We start from the raw sequence: 15,175 nt of genomic DNA on the forward strand, positions 1-15,175 counted from the left end.
GGCGCCGGGGCGGCGGAGTCACTCGAAAGGGAACGTCCTGCGGCCACTCGACGGCCGGAATACGGGCCGCGGGAGCGACAGCGCATCGGGGCCGGCCCGCTCGGCCCGTCGGCTCAGGTCTCGTCAGCGCCCTTTCGCTGCCCCCGGGCCCGCTTTCCGACCACCGCGGCGGCTGCGCCGGCGCTGCCCGCGAAGGCGAGCGCGACCATCCATGGCTGGTTGAACACGTACCAGGTGGCATGGTCGAGGGAGTAACGGCCGGGGCCGGCCAGTCCGATCGCTGCGGCAGTGAAACCGAGGAACGCCGGGTACTCGTACCCGCCGCCCTGCGCGAAGAAGCCCGCGGGCGCGTGCACGGCGACGGCGCCCGCCATGGCGCCCGCCGCCGCCGCTCCGGCGGCGGGGGTGGCGAGACCGAGAGCCAGCAGGGCACCGCCGCCCGCCTCGCCGAGCCCGGCGGCGAGGGCGCTGTGCTTGGGCGGGTGGAAGCCCATGGCCTCCATGGCCGCGGTGGTTCCTTCGATGCCCGAGCCGCCGAACCAGCCGAACAGCTTCTGAGCGCCGTGCGCGGCCAGGACCGCGCCGGTGCCGACGCGCAGGACAAGAAGGCCGAGGTCACGCCGGTTGACGCAGGTCATGGGAGGTCTCCGTGGGGTAGTGGTGTGATCCGCGTTACGGATCCACTCTCCGCGCCTCGACCGGTGGACGTACGCCGGTACTGCTCCGTCCGGGGGATGGCGCCGGGTGGTCGGCCCGGTGCGACGTACGCCATTATGCAACTTGTTGCACAATGGCGTACCGGTGGTCTACAACTGGCGCAACGACACTGCGCGAGGAGCCGCCGGATGACCCCGTACCCGAATCTGCTGAGCCCGCTCGACCTCGGGTTCACCACCCTTCCCAACCGGGTGCTGATGGGGTCGATGCATGTCGGTCTGGAAGAGGCCGAGCGTGGCTTCGAGCGGATGGCGGCGTTCTACGCCGCCCGCGCCCGTGGCGGAGTGGGGCTCATGGTCACCGGAGGCATCGCGCCGAACGACCGAGCCCGCCCCTATCCCGGCGGCGCCAAGCTGAACACCGAGGCGGAGGCCGCGCAACACGCCCAGGTCACCGCCGCCGTGCATGCGGCGGGCGGCCGGATCGCGATGCAGATCCTCCACTTCGGCCGGTACGCGCACCATCCGGATCTGGTGGCGCCGAGCGCGATCCAGGCCCCGATCAGCCCCTTCACCCCGCACGCCCTGACGGACGGCGAGGTCGAGGAGACCATCGAGGACTTCGTGCGGACCGCCGAGCTGGCACGGCAGGCCGGCTACGACGGCGTCGAGATCATGGGCTCCGAGGGCTATCTGATCAATGAGTTCATCGCAGCCGGGACCAACCACCGCACCGACCGCTGGGGCGGCTCGTACGAGAACCGCATCCGGTTCCCCGTGGAGATCGTGCGCCGGGTCCGCGAGCGGGTCGGCAGCGACTTCATCCTGATCTACCGGCTCTCGATGCTGGACCTGGTGCCCGGCGGCTCCTCGCTGGAGGAGGTCGTGCAGCTCGCCCGGGAGATCGAGGCGGCCGGGGCCACGATCATCAACACCGGAATCGGGTGGCACGAGGCCCGCATCCCCACCATCGCGACGTCCGTGCCGCGCGGTGCGTACACCTGGGTCACCGAGAAGGTGCGCGGGGCCGTCTCCGTACCGCTGGTGACCAGCAATCGGATCAACACCCCCGAGGTCGCCGAGGAGGTCCTGGCCTCGGGGCGGGCCGACATGGTGTCCATGGCCCGGCCGTTCCTCGCCGACCCGGACTTCGTCGCCAAGGCGAGCGCGGGGCGGGCCGACGCGATCAACACCTGCATCGGCTGCAACCAGGCGTGCCTCGACCACACGTTCAGCGGAAAGATCACCTCCTGCCTGGTCAATCCGCGCGCCTGCCACGAGACCGAACTCACGTTGTCGCCGACCCGGACCCGTAAGCGCGTCGCGGTCGTCGGCGCGGGTCCCGCCGGACTCGCGTGCGCCGTATCGGCGTCCGAGCGCGGGCACGAGGTGACGCTGTTCGACGAGGCCGACGAGATCGGCGGCCAGCTGAATGTGGCGCGCCGGATCCCCGGCAAGGAGGAGTTCGACGAGACGCTGCGCTACTTCCGCACCCGGCTCGCGGAGCAGCAGGTCGAGCTCCGGCTCGGGACGAAGGCGACGCCGGACGCGCTCGGCGGCTTCGACGAGATCGTCCTCGCCACCGGCGTGACACCCCGCTCCCCCGCGATCCCGGGCCTGGACCACCCCAGCGTGGTCGGTTACCTCGACGTCCTGCGCGACGGGGCGCCTGTCGGACAACGGGTCGCGATCATCGGTGCGGGCGGGATCGGCTTCGACGTCGCCGAATTCCTGACGGACGGCGGCGATTCGGCGAGCCAGGACCCGGAGGTGTTCTTCCGCCACTGGGGGGTCGACACCGCGTACCGGGAGCATGGTGGCCTGCGCCTCCCCGAGCGCCCGAAGCCGCCGCGCACCGTACATCTCCTGCAGCGCAGGACGAGCAAGGTGGGCGCCGGGCTGGGCAGGACGACCGGCTGGATCCACCGTACGGAGCTGCGGCACCGAGGCGTCACGATGATCGCGGGCGCCACATACGACCGCATCGACGACGACGGTCTGCACCTGACGGTCGACGGCGAACAGCACCTCCTACCGGTGGACACGGTGGTGCTCTGCGCCGGTCAGGAGCCACGCCGCGAACTGTACGAGGAGCTGATCGCCTCGGGTCGTACGCCGCATCTGATCGGCGGCGCCGACGTGGCCGCCGAGCTGGATGCCAAGCGTGCCATCCACCAGGGAACGGAGCTCGCGGCAGCCCTGTGACGCCGGCCGTCCCTAGGATGCTCTCCATGTCACTCCCGCACGCGATCCTCACCGCCCTGCTCGAAAGGCCGTCGTCGGGGCTGGAGCTGACCCGCAGGTTCGACCGGTCGATCGGCTACTTCTGGTCGTCCACGCATCAGCAGATCTATCGCGAACTGGGAAAGCTGGAGCAGGCCGGGCAGATCCGGGCCCTGCCGTCGGCGCAGCCCGCCCGTGGGCAGAAGAAGGAGTACGAGGTCCTGCCCGCCGGCCGCGCGGCACTGTCCGCATGGGTGGCGCTCCGGGAGGACCCGAAGCAGATCCGCGATCCGCTGCTGCTGCGGATGCGCGCGGCGGCGGTGGTCGGCGCACCGGGCCTGGACGCGGAACTACGGCGCCACCTGGAGCTGCACCGAGACCAGCTGGCCGAGTATCTGGCAATCGAGGAGCGGGACTTCCCGCCGGAACGGAACTCGGAGGAGGACCGGCTGCGGCATCTCGTACTCCGCGGCGGCATCGATCTGGAGAACTTCTGGATCGGCTGGCTGACCCGGGCTCTGGACGGGATCCCGGCCACCGGGCCGGGCCCGTCGGCGGGGTAGGGATCTCCCCCATGTCCTTGGGGTCACGGGGGGAGACCGAGGAGGAAACAGCCACCGGATGTCCGGCGCCGGTCCCCCGGTGAGCTCCTCTTACGGCCCGCCGACCGGCGTCCTGCCGAGTTCCGGTCGCAGCGTCAGCTGGTCCGTCGTCCGGGAGCTGCCGATCACGACCCGCGACGGCACACTCGGCGCCGGCTCCGCCTCGATCCTGGCCCGGTACGCAGACGGCGTCGCCCCGTCCTGCGCCCGGCTGAGCAGAATGACTCCCCGCGCCGCCGCCGCCGACCCCAGCAGCGCCGGAACCAGCGCGATCGTCCCGCCCTGGAGGCGTTCTCCGAGCAGCGCCACACCTATCACCGCGGCGGCAACGGGATTGGCGAGCGTCAGGACCGCGAGCGGCGCACCGAGACCACCCTGGTAGGCGGTCTGCGAGAGCAGCAGACCCCCCATCGCGAAGGCCGACACGAGCAGCGCCACGGTCACCAGGCGCCAGCTGAACAACGGGCCCGTGTGGCCCGTGACCGCCACCGTCACTGTCTGGGTGAGCGCCGAGGCGACGCCCGACGTGATGCCGGATGCCGCAGCGTGCCTCAGTCCGGGGCGGGCCCCCGGCCGGCTGAGTCCGGCGACGACCGCCATGGTCACCGCACCGACCGCGAGCGCCTCGACCAGGCTCAGCGTCTCGAGCGGTGCGGAGCCGCCCGCCGTCAGCAGGAGGGCGCCCAGGCCGAGGAGGGTGAGAATCGTGCCGCGCCATTCCATCCCGGTCACCCGACGCCCGGCGGTGCGCGCGCCCAGCGGTACGGCGGCGACCAGGGTCAGCGCGCCGAGCGGCTGGACGAGGGTGAGGGGCCCGTACTTCAGCGCCGCGACATGCAGCAGCGCGCCACCGGCGTTGAGTCCGACCGCCGACCACCACGCCCCGCGCCCGAGCATCCGGAGCACTCCGGTGCCCGGATCCGTGCGTCCGGCGAGCCGGGCCTGAGCCACCGCCGCCGAGGCGTACGCGGCGGCGGAGACCAGGGAGAGGGTGACGGCGATGAGCGTGGCGTTCATGACCGGCCCTCGGACGACGAGGCGTACGCCCGGGAGGCGGCCTGGACGGGAACACGGGACATCGGCGGCGCGGTACGGGCGGGCGCCAGGGCGTGTTTCGAAAGGGGCGTTGTCCGGCCGTAGGGCGGGCCGGGCGGCGTCCGGTGCATGCGATCGCAAGGCAGGGAGTCGCCGCCCCGATAGCGGGCGTATCGGAGCGAGCCCGACAACGCAGCGAGCGTGCGTGCCAGACGCCGCCCGGCAGACGGGACTTCCGAAACACGCCCTGGCTCGCCCCCTGCACCGGAAGGCCACGGCAGATGCCCGCGGACCGGCTCCGTCGGCTGGAGCCGCAGCACCGCGAGCGCCACGGCGAGCAGCGCGCTGACGACGATCGAGTCGAGCCAGTAGTGGTTGGCGGTGCCGACTATCACCAGCAGGGTGACGAGCGGGTGCAGCAGCCACAGCCAGCGCCAGCGCGAACGCGTCGCGACGATCAGTCCGACGGCGACCATCAGCGCCCAGCCGAAGTGCAGCGAGGGCATCGCGGCGAACTGGTTCGCCATCGAGTCGGTCTCCGGCGTGTCCCCATACACCGTCGGCCCGTACACCTGGCCGGTGTCGACAAGTCCGGCGGCGTCCAGCATCCGCGGCGGGGCGAGCGGGAACAGCAGGTGGAGTGCGAGAGCGGCACCGGTGAGCGCGGCGAGGATCCGGCGCGACCAGACGTAATGGCGCGGGCGGCGCCAGTACAGCCAGGCCAGGAAGAGCAGCGTGGCCGGGAAGTGCACGGTCGCGTAGTAGGTGTTCGCGAGGCGGACCAGCGTCTCGCTGTGCAGCAGCACGCCCTGCACGGCGCCCTCGCTCGGCAGATGCGCCGCACGTTCGAAGTCCCAGACGTGTCCGGCGTTGCGGTACGCCTCCTCGACGTGACCGTTCGCGGCCTGCCGGCCGAACTTGTAGACCACGAAGAGCCCTACGACAAGAAGGAGCTCGCGGACGAGGGGCGGTCGGGCAGAAGTGTCCGGCTCCCGATCTGCGGGCTCGCTACGGGCGTACATCACCCGGTGCCCCTTTGCTGACGAAGCGGTGTTACGGCGGCATGGTCCAGTCCCTGCCAAATCGATACGCCAGTGTACCGATACGTTCACGTATCGGTACACGCGCGTTTCGGTACACTGGCGTATCGGAAGACCTCGTCGCAGAGCCGCAGAGAGGGAAAGCACATGTCGTCGCACGATTCCGTGCAGAAACAGGCCCACGCTTCTCGGCGCTCGAAGATCACGCCGGAGCGGGCGCAAGAGTTCTACGCGGCTGTGCTCGAGATGCTCAGGGAGAGCGGGTACGAATCGCTCACCATGGAGGGGGTCGCCTCCCGCACCCGATGCGGGAAGTCCACGCTCTACCGGCAGTGGGGCTCCAAGCCGGAACTGGTCGTCGCGGCACTGCGCAGCACCCAGCGAATGCTGCTCTCGCACATCGACACGGGCTCGCTCGCCGGTGACCTGCGTCTGGCGGTCCAGGCCATCAGCGCGGGTTCCGGACGGGACGTCCCGCTGCTGCACGCACTCAGCCATGCCGCACTGCAGAGCCCGGAGCTGCTCTGCGCGCTGCGCGAGGCGCTGATCCTGCCGGAGATCGCAGCGATCGACGTCATGGTCCGGCGGGCCATGGAGCGTGGCGAAATCCCCATGGACAACCCCGCGGCGGAGTTCGTCTCCGCGCAGTTGCTGGGCGTGGTGCGGGCCAGGCCACTGCTGGAGGCGAAGATCGCGGATGAGGCATATCTCACCCGCTTCGTGGAGAGCACCATCTTCCCCGCACTGGGACTGGACCTGCCCGACACCGGGTCCTGATGAACGTGGGCCGTCGTCCGAGCGGAGGACGAGGGCCCGCCTGCGCCGCACCGTGGGGACGGGGGTGGCGCACCGTCCGGCCGGCCGGTGACTTCTTCGGGAGTCACCGGCCGCCCGTGCTCCCGGGACACTCACGGCCTGGCTTGCCAAACAAACGATTGGTAGATTGACTCCACGAGTTCGGCACCAGCAGAGGCGGACCATGGACATCGGCAGCCCCATCGACTTCACCGGCCGAACGGCGATCGTCACCGGTGGCACGAAGGGCATCGGCGCCGCGATCGCCGAGGCGTTCCTGTCCGCGGGCGCGGAGGTGCTGGTCTGCGGGCGCAATGAACCGTCCCGACTCCCGGCGGCCGGTGGGCGGACCGCCCGCTTCCGGTCGGTCGATGTCCGTGATGCGGCGGCGTCCGCCGCACTCGTCGACGCCGCGGTGGAGCGGTACGGACGGCTGGATGTGCTCGTCAACAATGCGGGCGGCTCCCCCGACGCCGCCGCGGCGACCGTGTCGCCGCGGTTCGTCGAAAAGGTCGTCGCGCTGAATCTGCTGGCGCCGTTCTATGTGGCGCAGGCGGCGAACCGGGTCATGCAGCGACAGGACGGCGGCGGCTCGGTGATCAACATCGGCAGTGTCTCCGCACACACCCCGCAGCCGGGTACCGCCGCGTACTCGGCGGCGAAGGCGGGACTGCTGGCACTGACCCGGGCGCTGGCCCTGGAATGGGCGCCGAAGGTGCGCGTCAACCACATCACGACCGGACTGATCCGCACCGAGAGCGCCGCGTCGGTGTACGGCGAGGACGGAGGTGCGGCGGTGGCGGATGTCATCCCGATGCGGCGGATGGCGGTGCCGGACGATGTCGCGCGCGCCTGTCTGTACCTGGCCGGAGACCTCGCGGTGTATGTCAACGGCGCCGATCTGGCGGTGCACGGCGGCGGAGAGGTGCCGGCCCGGTTCCTGGCTGCGAAGGGCCGATAGCGGGACGGGTCCAGGGGACGCCCCGACCTGGCCGCCCGCGGCGGCGCCCCTGCGCCGGCCACAGATCACCACCGTGAGAGCACACGGCTACCGCCTGGAGACCGACAGTGCCGGTCACGATCACGGCGGAGCATGAGCCCACCAGATTCGTCTACAGTCCTGTAGACGAAAGTGCTGCGACCGGGCTGCGGGCCCCCGACGAAGGACTCGACTGCCATGACGGAACTTCTGCAACGCCGCGTCCTGGTCGTCGAGGACGACCACGGGCTGCGCGACGTGCTCGCCCGCGGACTGCGCGAGGAGAACTTCGCCGTCGTGACCGCCGCCAGCGGAGCCGGCGCCCTGCGCACCCTCGATGACCGAGTAGATGCCGTCGTCCTCGACATCGGGCTGCCCGACTCGGACGGCCGGGACGTGTGCCAGGCCATGCGTTCGGCCGGGCTGCAGGCCCCGGTGGTCTTCCTCACCGCGCACGACACGCTCACCGACCGGCTCTCGGGCTTCTCGGCGGGCGGCGACGACTACCTCGCCAAACCCTTCCACCTGGCCGAACTCGCCGCCCGGATTCGCGCGGCGCTGCGCCGCGCCGGACCGGACCCCGTGGTCGAGCTGGCGGAGCTGCGGCTCGATCCCGTACGCCACCTCCTGGAGGTGCACGGCAAGCCGGTGGCGCTCACCCCCACCGAGTTCCGCCTGCTGGCAGCGCTCATGGCGGCGCCCGGAACCACCGTCCGCAGACGGGAACTGCTGCGCGCGGCCTGGCCCGACGGGGCGCAGGTCAGCGACAACACGCTCGATCAGTACCTGACCCGGCTGCGCCGGAAGCTGCGCGAGGCGGACAGTCCGCAGGAGATCAGTACCGTACGTGGCGTCGGGTACCGACTGATATGAGGCGATTCCGCGTCATCGGACGACTCCGCGCCGCACTTCCCCGCACCCTGCGGGGCCGCCTCGCCCTGCTCGCCCTGGCCTCCGCCACTGCCTGGGTCGCCGCGCTCACCGTCGCGTTCAACATAGTCCTCGCCGGACGACTCAGCAGTCAGGCCGACGGCCTGCTGCAGACCCGTGCCGCGGCGGTGGCCGCCACCATCGAGGCGCGCCCGGACGGTGGGATCGTCGTCCACGAACCGGCTGACGACCGGGCCCTGGATGTCGGCACGTGGATCTACCGCGGCAGCACGGCCGTCGAACGGCCGAGCGCGCCCGCCGCGCTCCAACGGCAGGCGGACGGGCTCACCGGCCAGGGCATCAGATACCAGGAGTCGGGCGGCAGGAACGCCTCCCGGCTGTACGCCCTGCCGGTGCGCGCCGGCAACCGGCAGACCGGCACCGTCGTCGTCGCCGTCTCCCTCGACCCGTACCGCAGCACCGCCCGTGCCGCCCTCGCCGGTTCCGCGATCCTCGGGCTGCTGCTCCTGGCCGGGGTGTATCTGCTCACCCGCACCATCGTCGAGCGGGCCCTGCGACCGGTCGCCGAGATGAGCACCCGGGCGGCCCGCTGGAGTGAGCTCGGCGCCGCGGAACGCTTCGGCACCGGCCACCGCCCGGACGAACTCGCCGCGCTCGCCACCAACCTCGACGAACTCCTGGACCGGCTGGCCGCCGTACTGCGCCACGAACAGCTGCAGACCGCCGCGCTCTCGCACGAGCTGCGCACCCCGCTGGCCCGCATCGTGGCCGAGACCGACTGGCTCACCGCCCGGCCACGGGACGCGGCCGGGCAGCACGCCTCCCACGAGGCGATCGCTGCCGCCGCCACGAGCATGCGGCACATCTGCGACACCCTGCTGTCCGAAGCCCGCGCGCGCACCGAGCAGCCGCCCGGCCGCTGCCTGCTGCCCTCATTGGCCCATCACGTGGCCGAGCAATACGCGCAGCTGCACCCCGACGCCCCGCCGCTGTCCGTACGGGGCGGCGCCGACGTCACCGCAGGGGTCTCCCCCGCAGTCGTGGAACGCATGCTCATGCCGCTGCTCGACAATGCCCGCCGCTACGCCTGCACCGCCGTCACCCTGACGTACGCGCAGACCCCGGCCGGTGTCGAGCTCGCCGTGACCGACGACGGCCCGGGTGTGCCCCCGGAGACCGGGGCGGACGTCTTCGAGCCGGGCCGCCGCGCCGACCCGGACGACGGTCATGACGGGGCCGGTCTCGGGCTGGCCCTGGCCCGGCGGCTGGCCCGCGCTTCCGGCGGCGACATCGAGTGGGACCCGGCCGCCGCCGGAGCACGGTTCGTGGTCAGCCTTCCGACGGGCTGACGGGAGCGGGGGTCGCGTCCCGCCGGGTCACGGTCAGATAGCTGACGAGGGCCAGGATCAGGACGAGGAAGATCGCGCTGGTGCCGACCGTACCGAGGCCGAGCCCGCCATCGGCGCGCGCCTGGGAGAGGTAGTCGCCGAACGAGGCGCCCAGCGGGCGGGTCAGGATGTACGCGATCCAGAACGCCGGCACGGCGGCGAGGCCGAGCCCGTAGTGGGCGGCGGCCACGGCGGCGATGAGCACGGCGAACAGCACTGCGGACACCCAGTACCCGAGGTCCACCCGTTCCGCAGTGAGGTCGCCCGCCGAGGTGCCGAGAGCGAAGGTGAAGAGGATCGCGGCCCAGTAGAACGCCTCACGGCGGACCGTGTGAACGGAGTGGATGGAAAGCGTCCGCTCGCTCCCGTACCAGGCGGCGAACACCGCGACGAGCGCCACGGCGAAGACGGCCGTCGTCGTCTCCAGCGCGACCCCGAAATTGTCCGTGAGGTTGTCGCTCACCAGCGTGCCGACCACGCTGATCAACACCACGGCGAGCCAGTAGAGCCCGGGGACGTACCTCTTGGCCCGGAACTGGAACCAGAGCGTGCCGATCAGCAGCACAGTCATGACCAGCGACGTGTTCGTCAGCCCCAGACCGAGGTTCTCGTTGAGGAGATCGGCGGCGGTCTCGCCCACCGTCGTGCACAGCACCTTGATCACCCAAAAGTAGATCGTGACTTCAGGGACCTTGTTCAGCATCTGGCGAGCCCCGGCGCGTACCGGAAACGCAGCTGTTTCGTTCGTCATGAAAGGTGAGGCTGGCACGGCGAACCTGAACACATCCTTACTGCTTCTGCACGGCCGGCGGCCTCGGCCCGGCCGCCACCCGGCCGCCCATGGTGCCGGTCGGGCCGTGAACGGCAGGCGGTTCAGGGCAGCCTCGCGTACGCGACGCAGTGGGTCGTGCACCGTGCGGGGTTCGGTGGCCCACATGCGGGAGATACCCGACATCCAGCACCGCGTGCAACAGTCAAGAGCTTCGTTCAAGCTGAGACCGACCGGCAATTGGGGGGATACACACCACCGTTCGGAGTGCACCATGCCCGACAGCAAATTCCAGCAGTTCCTGACGCGCGAAAACGCCGCGGTGGTCCTGGTCGATCACCAGGTGGGCCTCTACAGCGGTGTGCGGGACACCGGCCTACTGGAGCTGAAGCACAACGTGGTCTCCCTCGCCCGGGCCGCGCAGGTACTCCGGTTGCCGACGGTGGTCACGACGACCGCGGCGGACAGCATGTGGGGCCCGCTGATTCCGGAACTCACCAAGGTACTTCCCCAGGGCACCGATGTCATTGACCGCAGCACCGTCAACGCCTGGCACGACAGCCGTGTGCACGACCGGATCAAGGCCACGGGACGCAAGAAGCTGATCTTCACCGGAATCTCCCTCGAGGTCTGCGCCGCCCTCCCGGCTATTGCTGCCGCCGCCGAGGGATACGACAGTTACGTGGCCGTCGACGCATCCGGCACGTTCTCCGACACCAAGCGCGAGACGGGCATCGTCCGCCTCCAGCAGGCCGGAGTGATCGTCAGCGACTACGCAACGCTGATGGTGGAGATCCTGGCCGACAACGCGGCTCCCGAGGCGGGCGAAACCTACGAGGCGCTCGACATGGCGTTCGCCGTACTGGTCGGCCAGATCTCAGCTGCGTACAGCAGGCAGAGCTGACCTGGTGACGCTGCGATCGTGCCCTGTCCGGCATGGTGGGCATGCCCATCGACACGGGTGCCGCCTTCACCCGCGGCGGACACCGCACCCATGGGGACACGGTGCGGGTGGCTTTACGGGACAGCCCTTTGTCACGCACGGACATCTCGAGACGAGGAGCTGCCACGACGACCGCCCGCCGAATCGGCACCGCCGCGACGTCCGTTCCCTACCGGGCCGAAGGCGTCAGCGGGACCGGCCTCCCTGCCTGGTGCGATCCCGTCTCCCCGGATACCGGTCGGCCGCCGCCGTGGAGTCAGTCGGGGGCGTCGCCGCCGAGGAGGGTGATCAGCCGGCCGAGGAGGGCGTCGAGTTCGCGGCCGACGTCGGCGATCCGCGGGTCGCCGTAGCTGGCGAACAGCAGGCTGGGCTGGTCCACGGCGAGCTTGGTGTCGCCATCGGGGTCGGCATAGAGCAGGGTCCGCAGTGGTGCGTGCAGCATCACCGACGGGTCGTGCCGGAACATGCGTTCGGCGATGGTGTGGTTGCCCATCAGGTACTGCGTGGCCTTCCATGTGGACGGCGAGCCGGCCATGACGGCGGTGATGTCGCTGCGGTAGTAGCGCATGAACCCGTGCGGGGCGTTGATCTCGGCGAGCTCGAGCGTGGCCTGCCACGAGGCCATCTGGAAGAAGCGGTGGAGATCGATCTCGGGGACGAGAGCTTCGTAGTGCTCACGCGCTGCGTCGTAGGGGCGCGGGAGCGCCACAACGAGCCGTCGGGCGGGGTGGTCGATGACGGCGGTGTCCCTTGTCATGGCTGTGCCTGTTCGTCGTCGGAGTGGACGAGCTCGACATCGTGGATGTCGAGCGTGATGGAAGGGAGGTTGAGGTTGACGCTGTTGTCGGGATTGCGGCGGAAGACTCGTCGGCGCGTCGCCACGAGCAGCCCGTCGAAATCCTGGTAGCGGCTGGTGTAGTGGCCGACCAGGGTGCTGCCGTTGACTTCCGCGATGTAGTCCATGCGCCGTTGCATTCCGAGAGCGTCGAAGTAGAAAACTTGGTCGGGGTTGTGCGTGGCGATCTCGGGCGGAAAGCGCACCTGCAGGCGTCGCCAGGTCTGCCCGGCCTCGCTCCACGGTTCGATCTCGCGGACCCGCACATACGGATAGGTGAAGAGGAACGGGGTGGTGAAGTAGTTCCAGCACGCGTAGCCCAGGAAGTAGCCGAGGTGGAGGGCATCCCAGGTGCTGTTGCGCAGCATTCCCTTGAAGCCGGCGCGTGCGGGTGCGAGGGTTTCGACCGGTTCGCCTTCGAGGGTCTGCATGGTGACGCTGTCCGCGGCGGCGTCGAAGATCATGCGCTGGTCGGGGCGGGTGAACGGGCTGAATACGATGTGCTCTCTGACCGTGTCGAGTGTCAGGATCTGGTCGAATGTCTTCTCCGGCGGCCAGCCCTTCAGCGCCCAGACCGGCCCGCCGATGGAGATGTCGACTTTTAGGCCGCGCAGGGTGTCCCAGAGTTCTTGACCGCCGGTGGCGGCGATTGCCAGATCGAGGAGTTCCTCACTCATGGGCCGGGTACTTTCCGTCGCGATGTTTTCGGCGACCATCAGGGGCGGACGAGAACGAGGCCGACCTTGCCGGGCCGTACCGCGTGCTCCACGGCGTCGGCCAGCTCGCCAAGGCCGTACGTGGCGGCCACCTCGAACTGGTCCTTGAGCCCCAGCGCGATCTGCTTCGCGGCGGCGACATCGGATGCCCGCCTCTCGGCGGATGCCTCGGACAGCCAGCGGCCGATGTTCTTGCCCCGCAGCGTCAGCGACTTGGTCAGCAGCATCGACGCGTGCACCGAGATCGGCTCCTCGGCGATCAGCCCGTAACTGACCAGCTTCCCGCCTGGCGTCAACAGGTCCAGAAGGCTCTCCGTCAGCTTCCCGCCGATCGGGTCGAAGGCCACACCGACCGGGCGGCCGGCGGCTGTCTTGCGGACCTCGTCGGCCCAGCCCGGATGCTCTGTCGACACGACCGGCACGTCCGGGAACCGCTTACGCAGCTCGGCGGCACCACGGTCGCTGCGGACGACGTTGACGAGCGCCAGGTTGTGAAACTGGCACACGCCCGTCACCAGCCGCCCGACCGACGAGCCCGCGGCGGTCTGCACCAGAAGGCCGTCGTATCCGAAGGCCAGGTGCTCCTGCGCCTCACGGCGCAGCATCACCGTGGTGAGCGGATTCGCCAGCATCTGCGCGGCGACTTCGTCCGACAGCTCGTCCGGTACGGCGACGACCACCTCGGCGTCCGCCGCGATCCACTGGGACCACGCCCCCGGCTGGGGGAAGACCGTTACGCGGCCCCCGACCTCGACACCCGGCGCGACGCGCGCTCCCGGGCCGATCGCCTCCACCACGCCGGTGGCCTCCAGGCCGGCCGGAACCGGCTGTACAGCCTTCCCTGGGTAGGCCTCGATGGCCTGGAGATCACCAGGGTGCACCGTGAACACCGTGGTGCGGATGAGAACCTGGCCGCGCTCGGGCGCTGCCGGCTCCGACTCCTCGATGACGGTCAGGACGTCGGCGGGCAAGCCGCCACGGGTGTAGACGACACGCCGGTTCATGATTCTCCTTCTGCGCGCTGGTGTGTGTGGGTCTTGGCCCAGGCATCAGCCGATGTCCTGCAGCCCCAGTCGCTCTCCGCCGGGTGCGCTGCGAAACGCACGGTTTCGCAGCGCTCGCGGCCCGCGTCGCATGGGCGGTCTCTGTCGCCCGTCGCGGCAATTGCCTGGTAAAGGAGTTCGTCACTCATGGCCGGGCCCTTTCCGGGGCGGTTTCGGCGTGCAGAATCAATCCGGTGCCCGTGTGGCCGCCGGCCCCGTGCACGGTGGTCGGCCGGCACCTCCAACGGTCAGCCCGCAACGCAGGAGACGCTGGACAACGCACGACGAGGACGCGGCTTCAGAGGCCGAACAGGGCGGGGTTCTCACGGACGTATGTGGCCACCCCCGAAGGAGGCCGCCCGGTGACCTGCTCGACCCCGTCAGCCTTGCGGTCGTATCGATTCTCCGCGTGAAGGCGAGCCATGGTGGAGATGTGCTGGAAGACGTGGTCCGGCAGCCCCAGCGGCCTGAGATCGTCGTCGATCCATTCCTGCAGTGGGACGGCGGTGTAACTGACCGGTCGTCCCACAGTTGCGGAAACCTCCGCCGCCATGGCGGCGATGTCCTCCGAGCGGGGGCCGGTGAGCTCATAGATCCTGCCGATGTGCGGGGCCGGATCGGCCAGGATCTCCTCCACGACCGAGGCGACGTCCCCGGCCGCCACCGGGGAGGTTTTCGCCCGGCCGAAGGGCAGTCTGATGGTTCCGTACTTCGCGATCGAGGAAAAGCCGACACGGAACAGCGGGTTCTCCAGGAACACGGTGGGCCTGATCTGGACAACGGGCAGGCCTGACCAGCCAAGAACCTGCTCGACCAGCCACTGCTGCCGCTGCTGCACAGACTCGGAGGTGCTGGTGAGGTCCATCTCGGAGACAGTCAGCTGCGACATGTTCACGAACGCTTCCAGGCGTCCGTACGCGCGCGCGACGGCCGCCACCGTCACGGCAGCTTCCAGATACTGCGCCGACACGCCCATGCCGAAGTACATACGTCCACAACCGGCCAGGGCGTCGGCGACATCGCCCGCGCGCGTCAGGTCTCCGACGACGACCTGGGCACCTGTCGCACGCAGCGCCTCTGCCCGCTCGTCATCGCGACGCACCATGGCCCGGACGGGCAGGCCCCGTTGCCGAAGACCTTCGACCACGGATCGTCCGACGGCGCCGACGCTGCCCGCCGCGCCCGTCACCAGCATCGGCAGCACACTGGCTTCCGGGGTGCGGTCCATAGGAGCAGCCTGCGGTGCGCACTGCCAAGGCG

15 protein-coding genes are annotated in these 15,175 nt (G+C 70.2%); 7 read left to right on the top strand and 8 right to left on the bottom strand.

Annotated elements, in window-relative coordinates:
• Nucleotides 1-113: 113 nt before the first annotated feature.
• Nucleotides 114-638: a DoxX family protein gene (locus tag ACNPQM_RS15160; RefSeq protein ID WP_418084392.1), complete on the bottom strand. Its 525-nt coding sequence runs from the start codon at nt 636-638 to the stop codon at nt 114-116.
• Nucleotides 639-845: 207 nt separating this feature from the next.
• Between ACNPQM_RS15160 and ACNPQM_RS15165 the strand changes: the two genes are divergently transcribed.
• Nucleotides 846-2,861 carry an FAD-dependent oxidoreductase gene (locus tag ACNPQM_RS15165; protein ID WP_418084393.1) on the top strand — a complete coding sequence of 672 codons (2,016 nt, stop codon included), beginning with the start codon at nt 846-848 and terminating at the stop codon, nt 2,859-2,861.
• A gap of 26 nt (nt 2,862-2,887) precedes the next feature.
• Nucleotides 2,888-3,442, top strand: a complete 555-nt coding sequence (locus ACNPQM_RS15170; protein WP_418084394.1) for a PadR family transcriptional regulator — start codon at nt 2,888-2,890, stop codon at nt 3,440-3,442.
• A 90-nt stretch (nt 3,443-3,532) separates the two neighbouring features.
• Here ACNPQM_RS15170 and ACNPQM_RS15175 read toward each other — a convergent pair whose 3' ends face one another.
• Nucleotides 3,533-4,498: a hypothetical protein gene (locus tag ACNPQM_RS15175; protein ID WP_418084395.1), complete on the bottom strand. Its 966-nt coding sequence runs from the start codon at nt 4,496-4,498 to the stop codon at nt 3,533-3,535.
• Entirely contained in the window at nt 4,495-5,538 is a 1,044-nt protein-coding gene (locus ACNPQM_RS15180) for a phosphatase PAP2 family protein (protein ID WP_418084396.1), read from the bottom strand. The genes ACNPQM_RS15175 and ACNPQM_RS15180 overlap by 4 nt, the downstream gene beginning before the upstream one ends.
• Nucleotides 5,539-5,703: 165 nt before the next feature.
• Here ACNPQM_RS15180 and ACNPQM_RS15185 point away from each other — a divergent pair, with 165 nt between their 5' ends.
• The 4 genes from ACNPQM_RS15185 (at nt 5,704) to ACNPQM_RS15200 (ending at nt 9,570) form a co-directional block, all read left to right on the top strand.
• Entirely contained in the window at nt 5,704-6,333 is a 630-nt protein-coding gene (locus tag ACNPQM_RS15185; protein ID WP_358859259.1) for a TetR/AcrR family transcriptional regulator, read from the top strand.
• Between the two features lie 202 nt (nt 6,334-6,535).
• On the top strand, nt 6,536-7,312 hold the full coding sequence (locus tag ACNPQM_RS15190; RefSeq protein WP_418084397.1) for an SDR family oxidoreductase: 777 nt from the start codon (nt 6,536-6,538) through the stop codon (nt 7,310-7,312).
• Nucleotides 7,313-7,528: 216 nt separating this feature from the next.
• Nucleotides 7,529-8,203, top strand: a complete 675-nt coding sequence (locus ACNPQM_RS15195; RefSeq protein ID WP_418084398.1) for a response regulator transcription factor — start codon at nt 7,529-7,531, stop codon at nt 8,201-8,203.
• Nucleotides 8,200-9,570, top strand: a complete 1,371-nt coding sequence (locus ACNPQM_RS15200; RefSeq protein ID WP_418084399.1) for a sensor histidine kinase — start codon at nt 8,200-8,202, stop codon at nt 9,568-9,570. Before ACNPQM_RS15195 ends, ACNPQM_RS15200 begins: the two co-directional genes overlap by 4 nt.
• Here ACNPQM_RS15200 and ACNPQM_RS15205 read toward each other — a convergent pair.
• Entirely contained in the window at nt 9,551-10,360 is an 810-nt protein-coding gene (locus ACNPQM_RS15205; protein ID WP_418084400.1) for a hypothetical protein, read from the bottom strand. The genes ACNPQM_RS15200 and ACNPQM_RS15205 overlap by 20 nt on opposite strands.
• A 292-nt stretch (nt 10,361-10,652) precedes the next feature.
• Between ACNPQM_RS15205 and ACNPQM_RS15210 the strand changes: the two genes are divergently transcribed.
• Nucleotides 10,653-11,282 (top strand): isochorismatase family protein, encoded by a 630-nt coding sequence (locus tag ACNPQM_RS15210; protein WP_418084401.1) that lies wholly within the window; start codon nt 10,653-10,655, stop codon nt 11,280-11,282.
• Nucleotides 11,283-11,577: 295 nt separating this feature from the next.
• Here the strand turns inward: ACNPQM_RS15210 and ACNPQM_RS15215 are convergent, their stop codons facing one another.
• From ACNPQM_RS15215 to ACNPQM_RS15230, 4 genes are all read right to left on the bottom strand, one after another.
• On the bottom strand, nt 11,578-12,078 hold the full coding sequence (locus ACNPQM_RS15215) for a DUF302 domain-containing protein (RefSeq protein WP_418084402.1): 501 nt from the start codon (nt 12,076-12,078) through the stop codon (nt 11,578-11,580).
• Nucleotides 12,075-12,833, bottom strand: a complete 759-nt coding sequence (locus ACNPQM_RS15220) for a hypothetical protein (RefSeq protein ID WP_418084403.1) — start codon at nt 12,831-12,833, stop codon at nt 12,075-12,077. The genes ACNPQM_RS15215 and ACNPQM_RS15220 overlap by 4 nt, the downstream gene beginning before the upstream one ends.
• A gap of 38 nt (nt 12,834-12,871) precedes the next feature.
• A complete protein-coding gene (locus ACNPQM_RS15225; protein ID WP_418084404.1) occupies nt 12,872-13,876 on the bottom strand; it encodes a zinc-binding dehydrogenase in 1,005 nt (334 codons plus the stop codon).
• Nucleotides 13,877-14,213: 337 nt separating this feature from the next.
• Entirely contained in the window at nt 14,214-15,143 is a 930-nt protein-coding gene (locus ACNPQM_RS15230) for an NAD(P)H-binding protein (protein WP_358859267.1), read from the bottom strand.
• Between the last annotated feature and the right edge of the window lie 32 nt (nt 15,144-15,175).

It is taken from the genome of Streptomyces sp. NPDC056231, assembly GCF_048270745.1.
In the GTDB taxonomy this organism is placed as follows: domain Bacteria; phylum Actinomycetota; class Actinomycetes; order Streptomycetales; family Streptomycetaceae; genus Streptomyces.

Coding starts and splice junctions, on each gene's coding strand:
- ACNPQM_RS15160 (WP_418084392.1), bottom strand. CDS start 638: ATGACCTGCGTCAACCGGCGTGACCTCGGCCTTCTTGTCCTGCGCGTC.
- ACNPQM_RS15165 (WP_418084393.1), top strand. CDS start 846: ATGACCCCGTACCCGAATCTGCTGAGCCCGCTCGACCTCGGGTTCACC.
- ACNPQM_RS15170 (WP_418084394.1), top strand. CDS start 2,888: ATGTCACTCCCGCACGCGATCCTCACCGCCCTGCTCGAAAGGCCGTCG.
- ACNPQM_RS15175 (WP_418084395.1), bottom strand. CDS start 4,498: ATGAACGCCACGCTCATCGCCGTCACCCTCTCCCTGGTCTCCGCCGCC.
- ACNPQM_RS15180 (WP_418084396.1), bottom strand. CDS start 5,538: ATGTACGCCCGTAGCGAGCCCGCAGATCGGGAGCCGGACACTTCTGCC.
- ACNPQM_RS15185 (WP_358859259.1), top strand. CDS start 5,704: ATGTCGTCGCACGATTCCGTGCAGAAACAGGCCCACGCTTCTCGGCGC.
- ACNPQM_RS15190 (WP_418084397.1), top strand. CDS start 6,536: ATGGACATCGGCAGCCCCATCGACTTCACCGGCCGAACGGCGATCGTC.
- ACNPQM_RS15195 (WP_418084398.1), top strand. CDS start 7,529: ATGACGGAACTTCTGCAACGCCGCGTCCTGGTCGTCGAGGACGACCAC.
- ACNPQM_RS15200 (WP_418084399.1), top strand. CDS start 8,200: ATGAGGCGATTCCGCGTCATCGGACGACTCCGCGCCGCACTTCCCCGC.
- ACNPQM_RS15205 (WP_418084400.1), bottom strand. CDS start 10,360: ATGACGAACGAAACAGCTGCGTTTCCGGTACGCGCCGGGGCTCGCCAG.
- ACNPQM_RS15210 (WP_418084401.1), top strand. CDS start 10,653: ATGCCCGACAGCAAATTCCAGCAGTTCCTGACGCGCGAAAACGCCGCG.
- ACNPQM_RS15215 (WP_418084402.1), bottom strand. CDS start 12,078: ATGACAAGGGACACCGCCGTCATCGACCACCCCGCCCGACGGCTCGTT.
- ACNPQM_RS15220 (WP_418084403.1), bottom strand. CDS start 12,833: ATGAGTGAGGAACTCCTCGATCTGGCAATCGCCGCCACCGGCGGTCAA.
- ACNPQM_RS15225 (WP_418084404.1), bottom strand. CDS start 13,876: ATGAACCGGCGTGTCGTCTACACCCGTGGCGGCTTGCCCGCCGACGTC.
- ACNPQM_RS15230 (WP_358859267.1), bottom strand. CDS start 15,143: ATGGACCGCACCCCGGAAGCCAGTGTGCTGCCGATGCTGGTGACGGGC.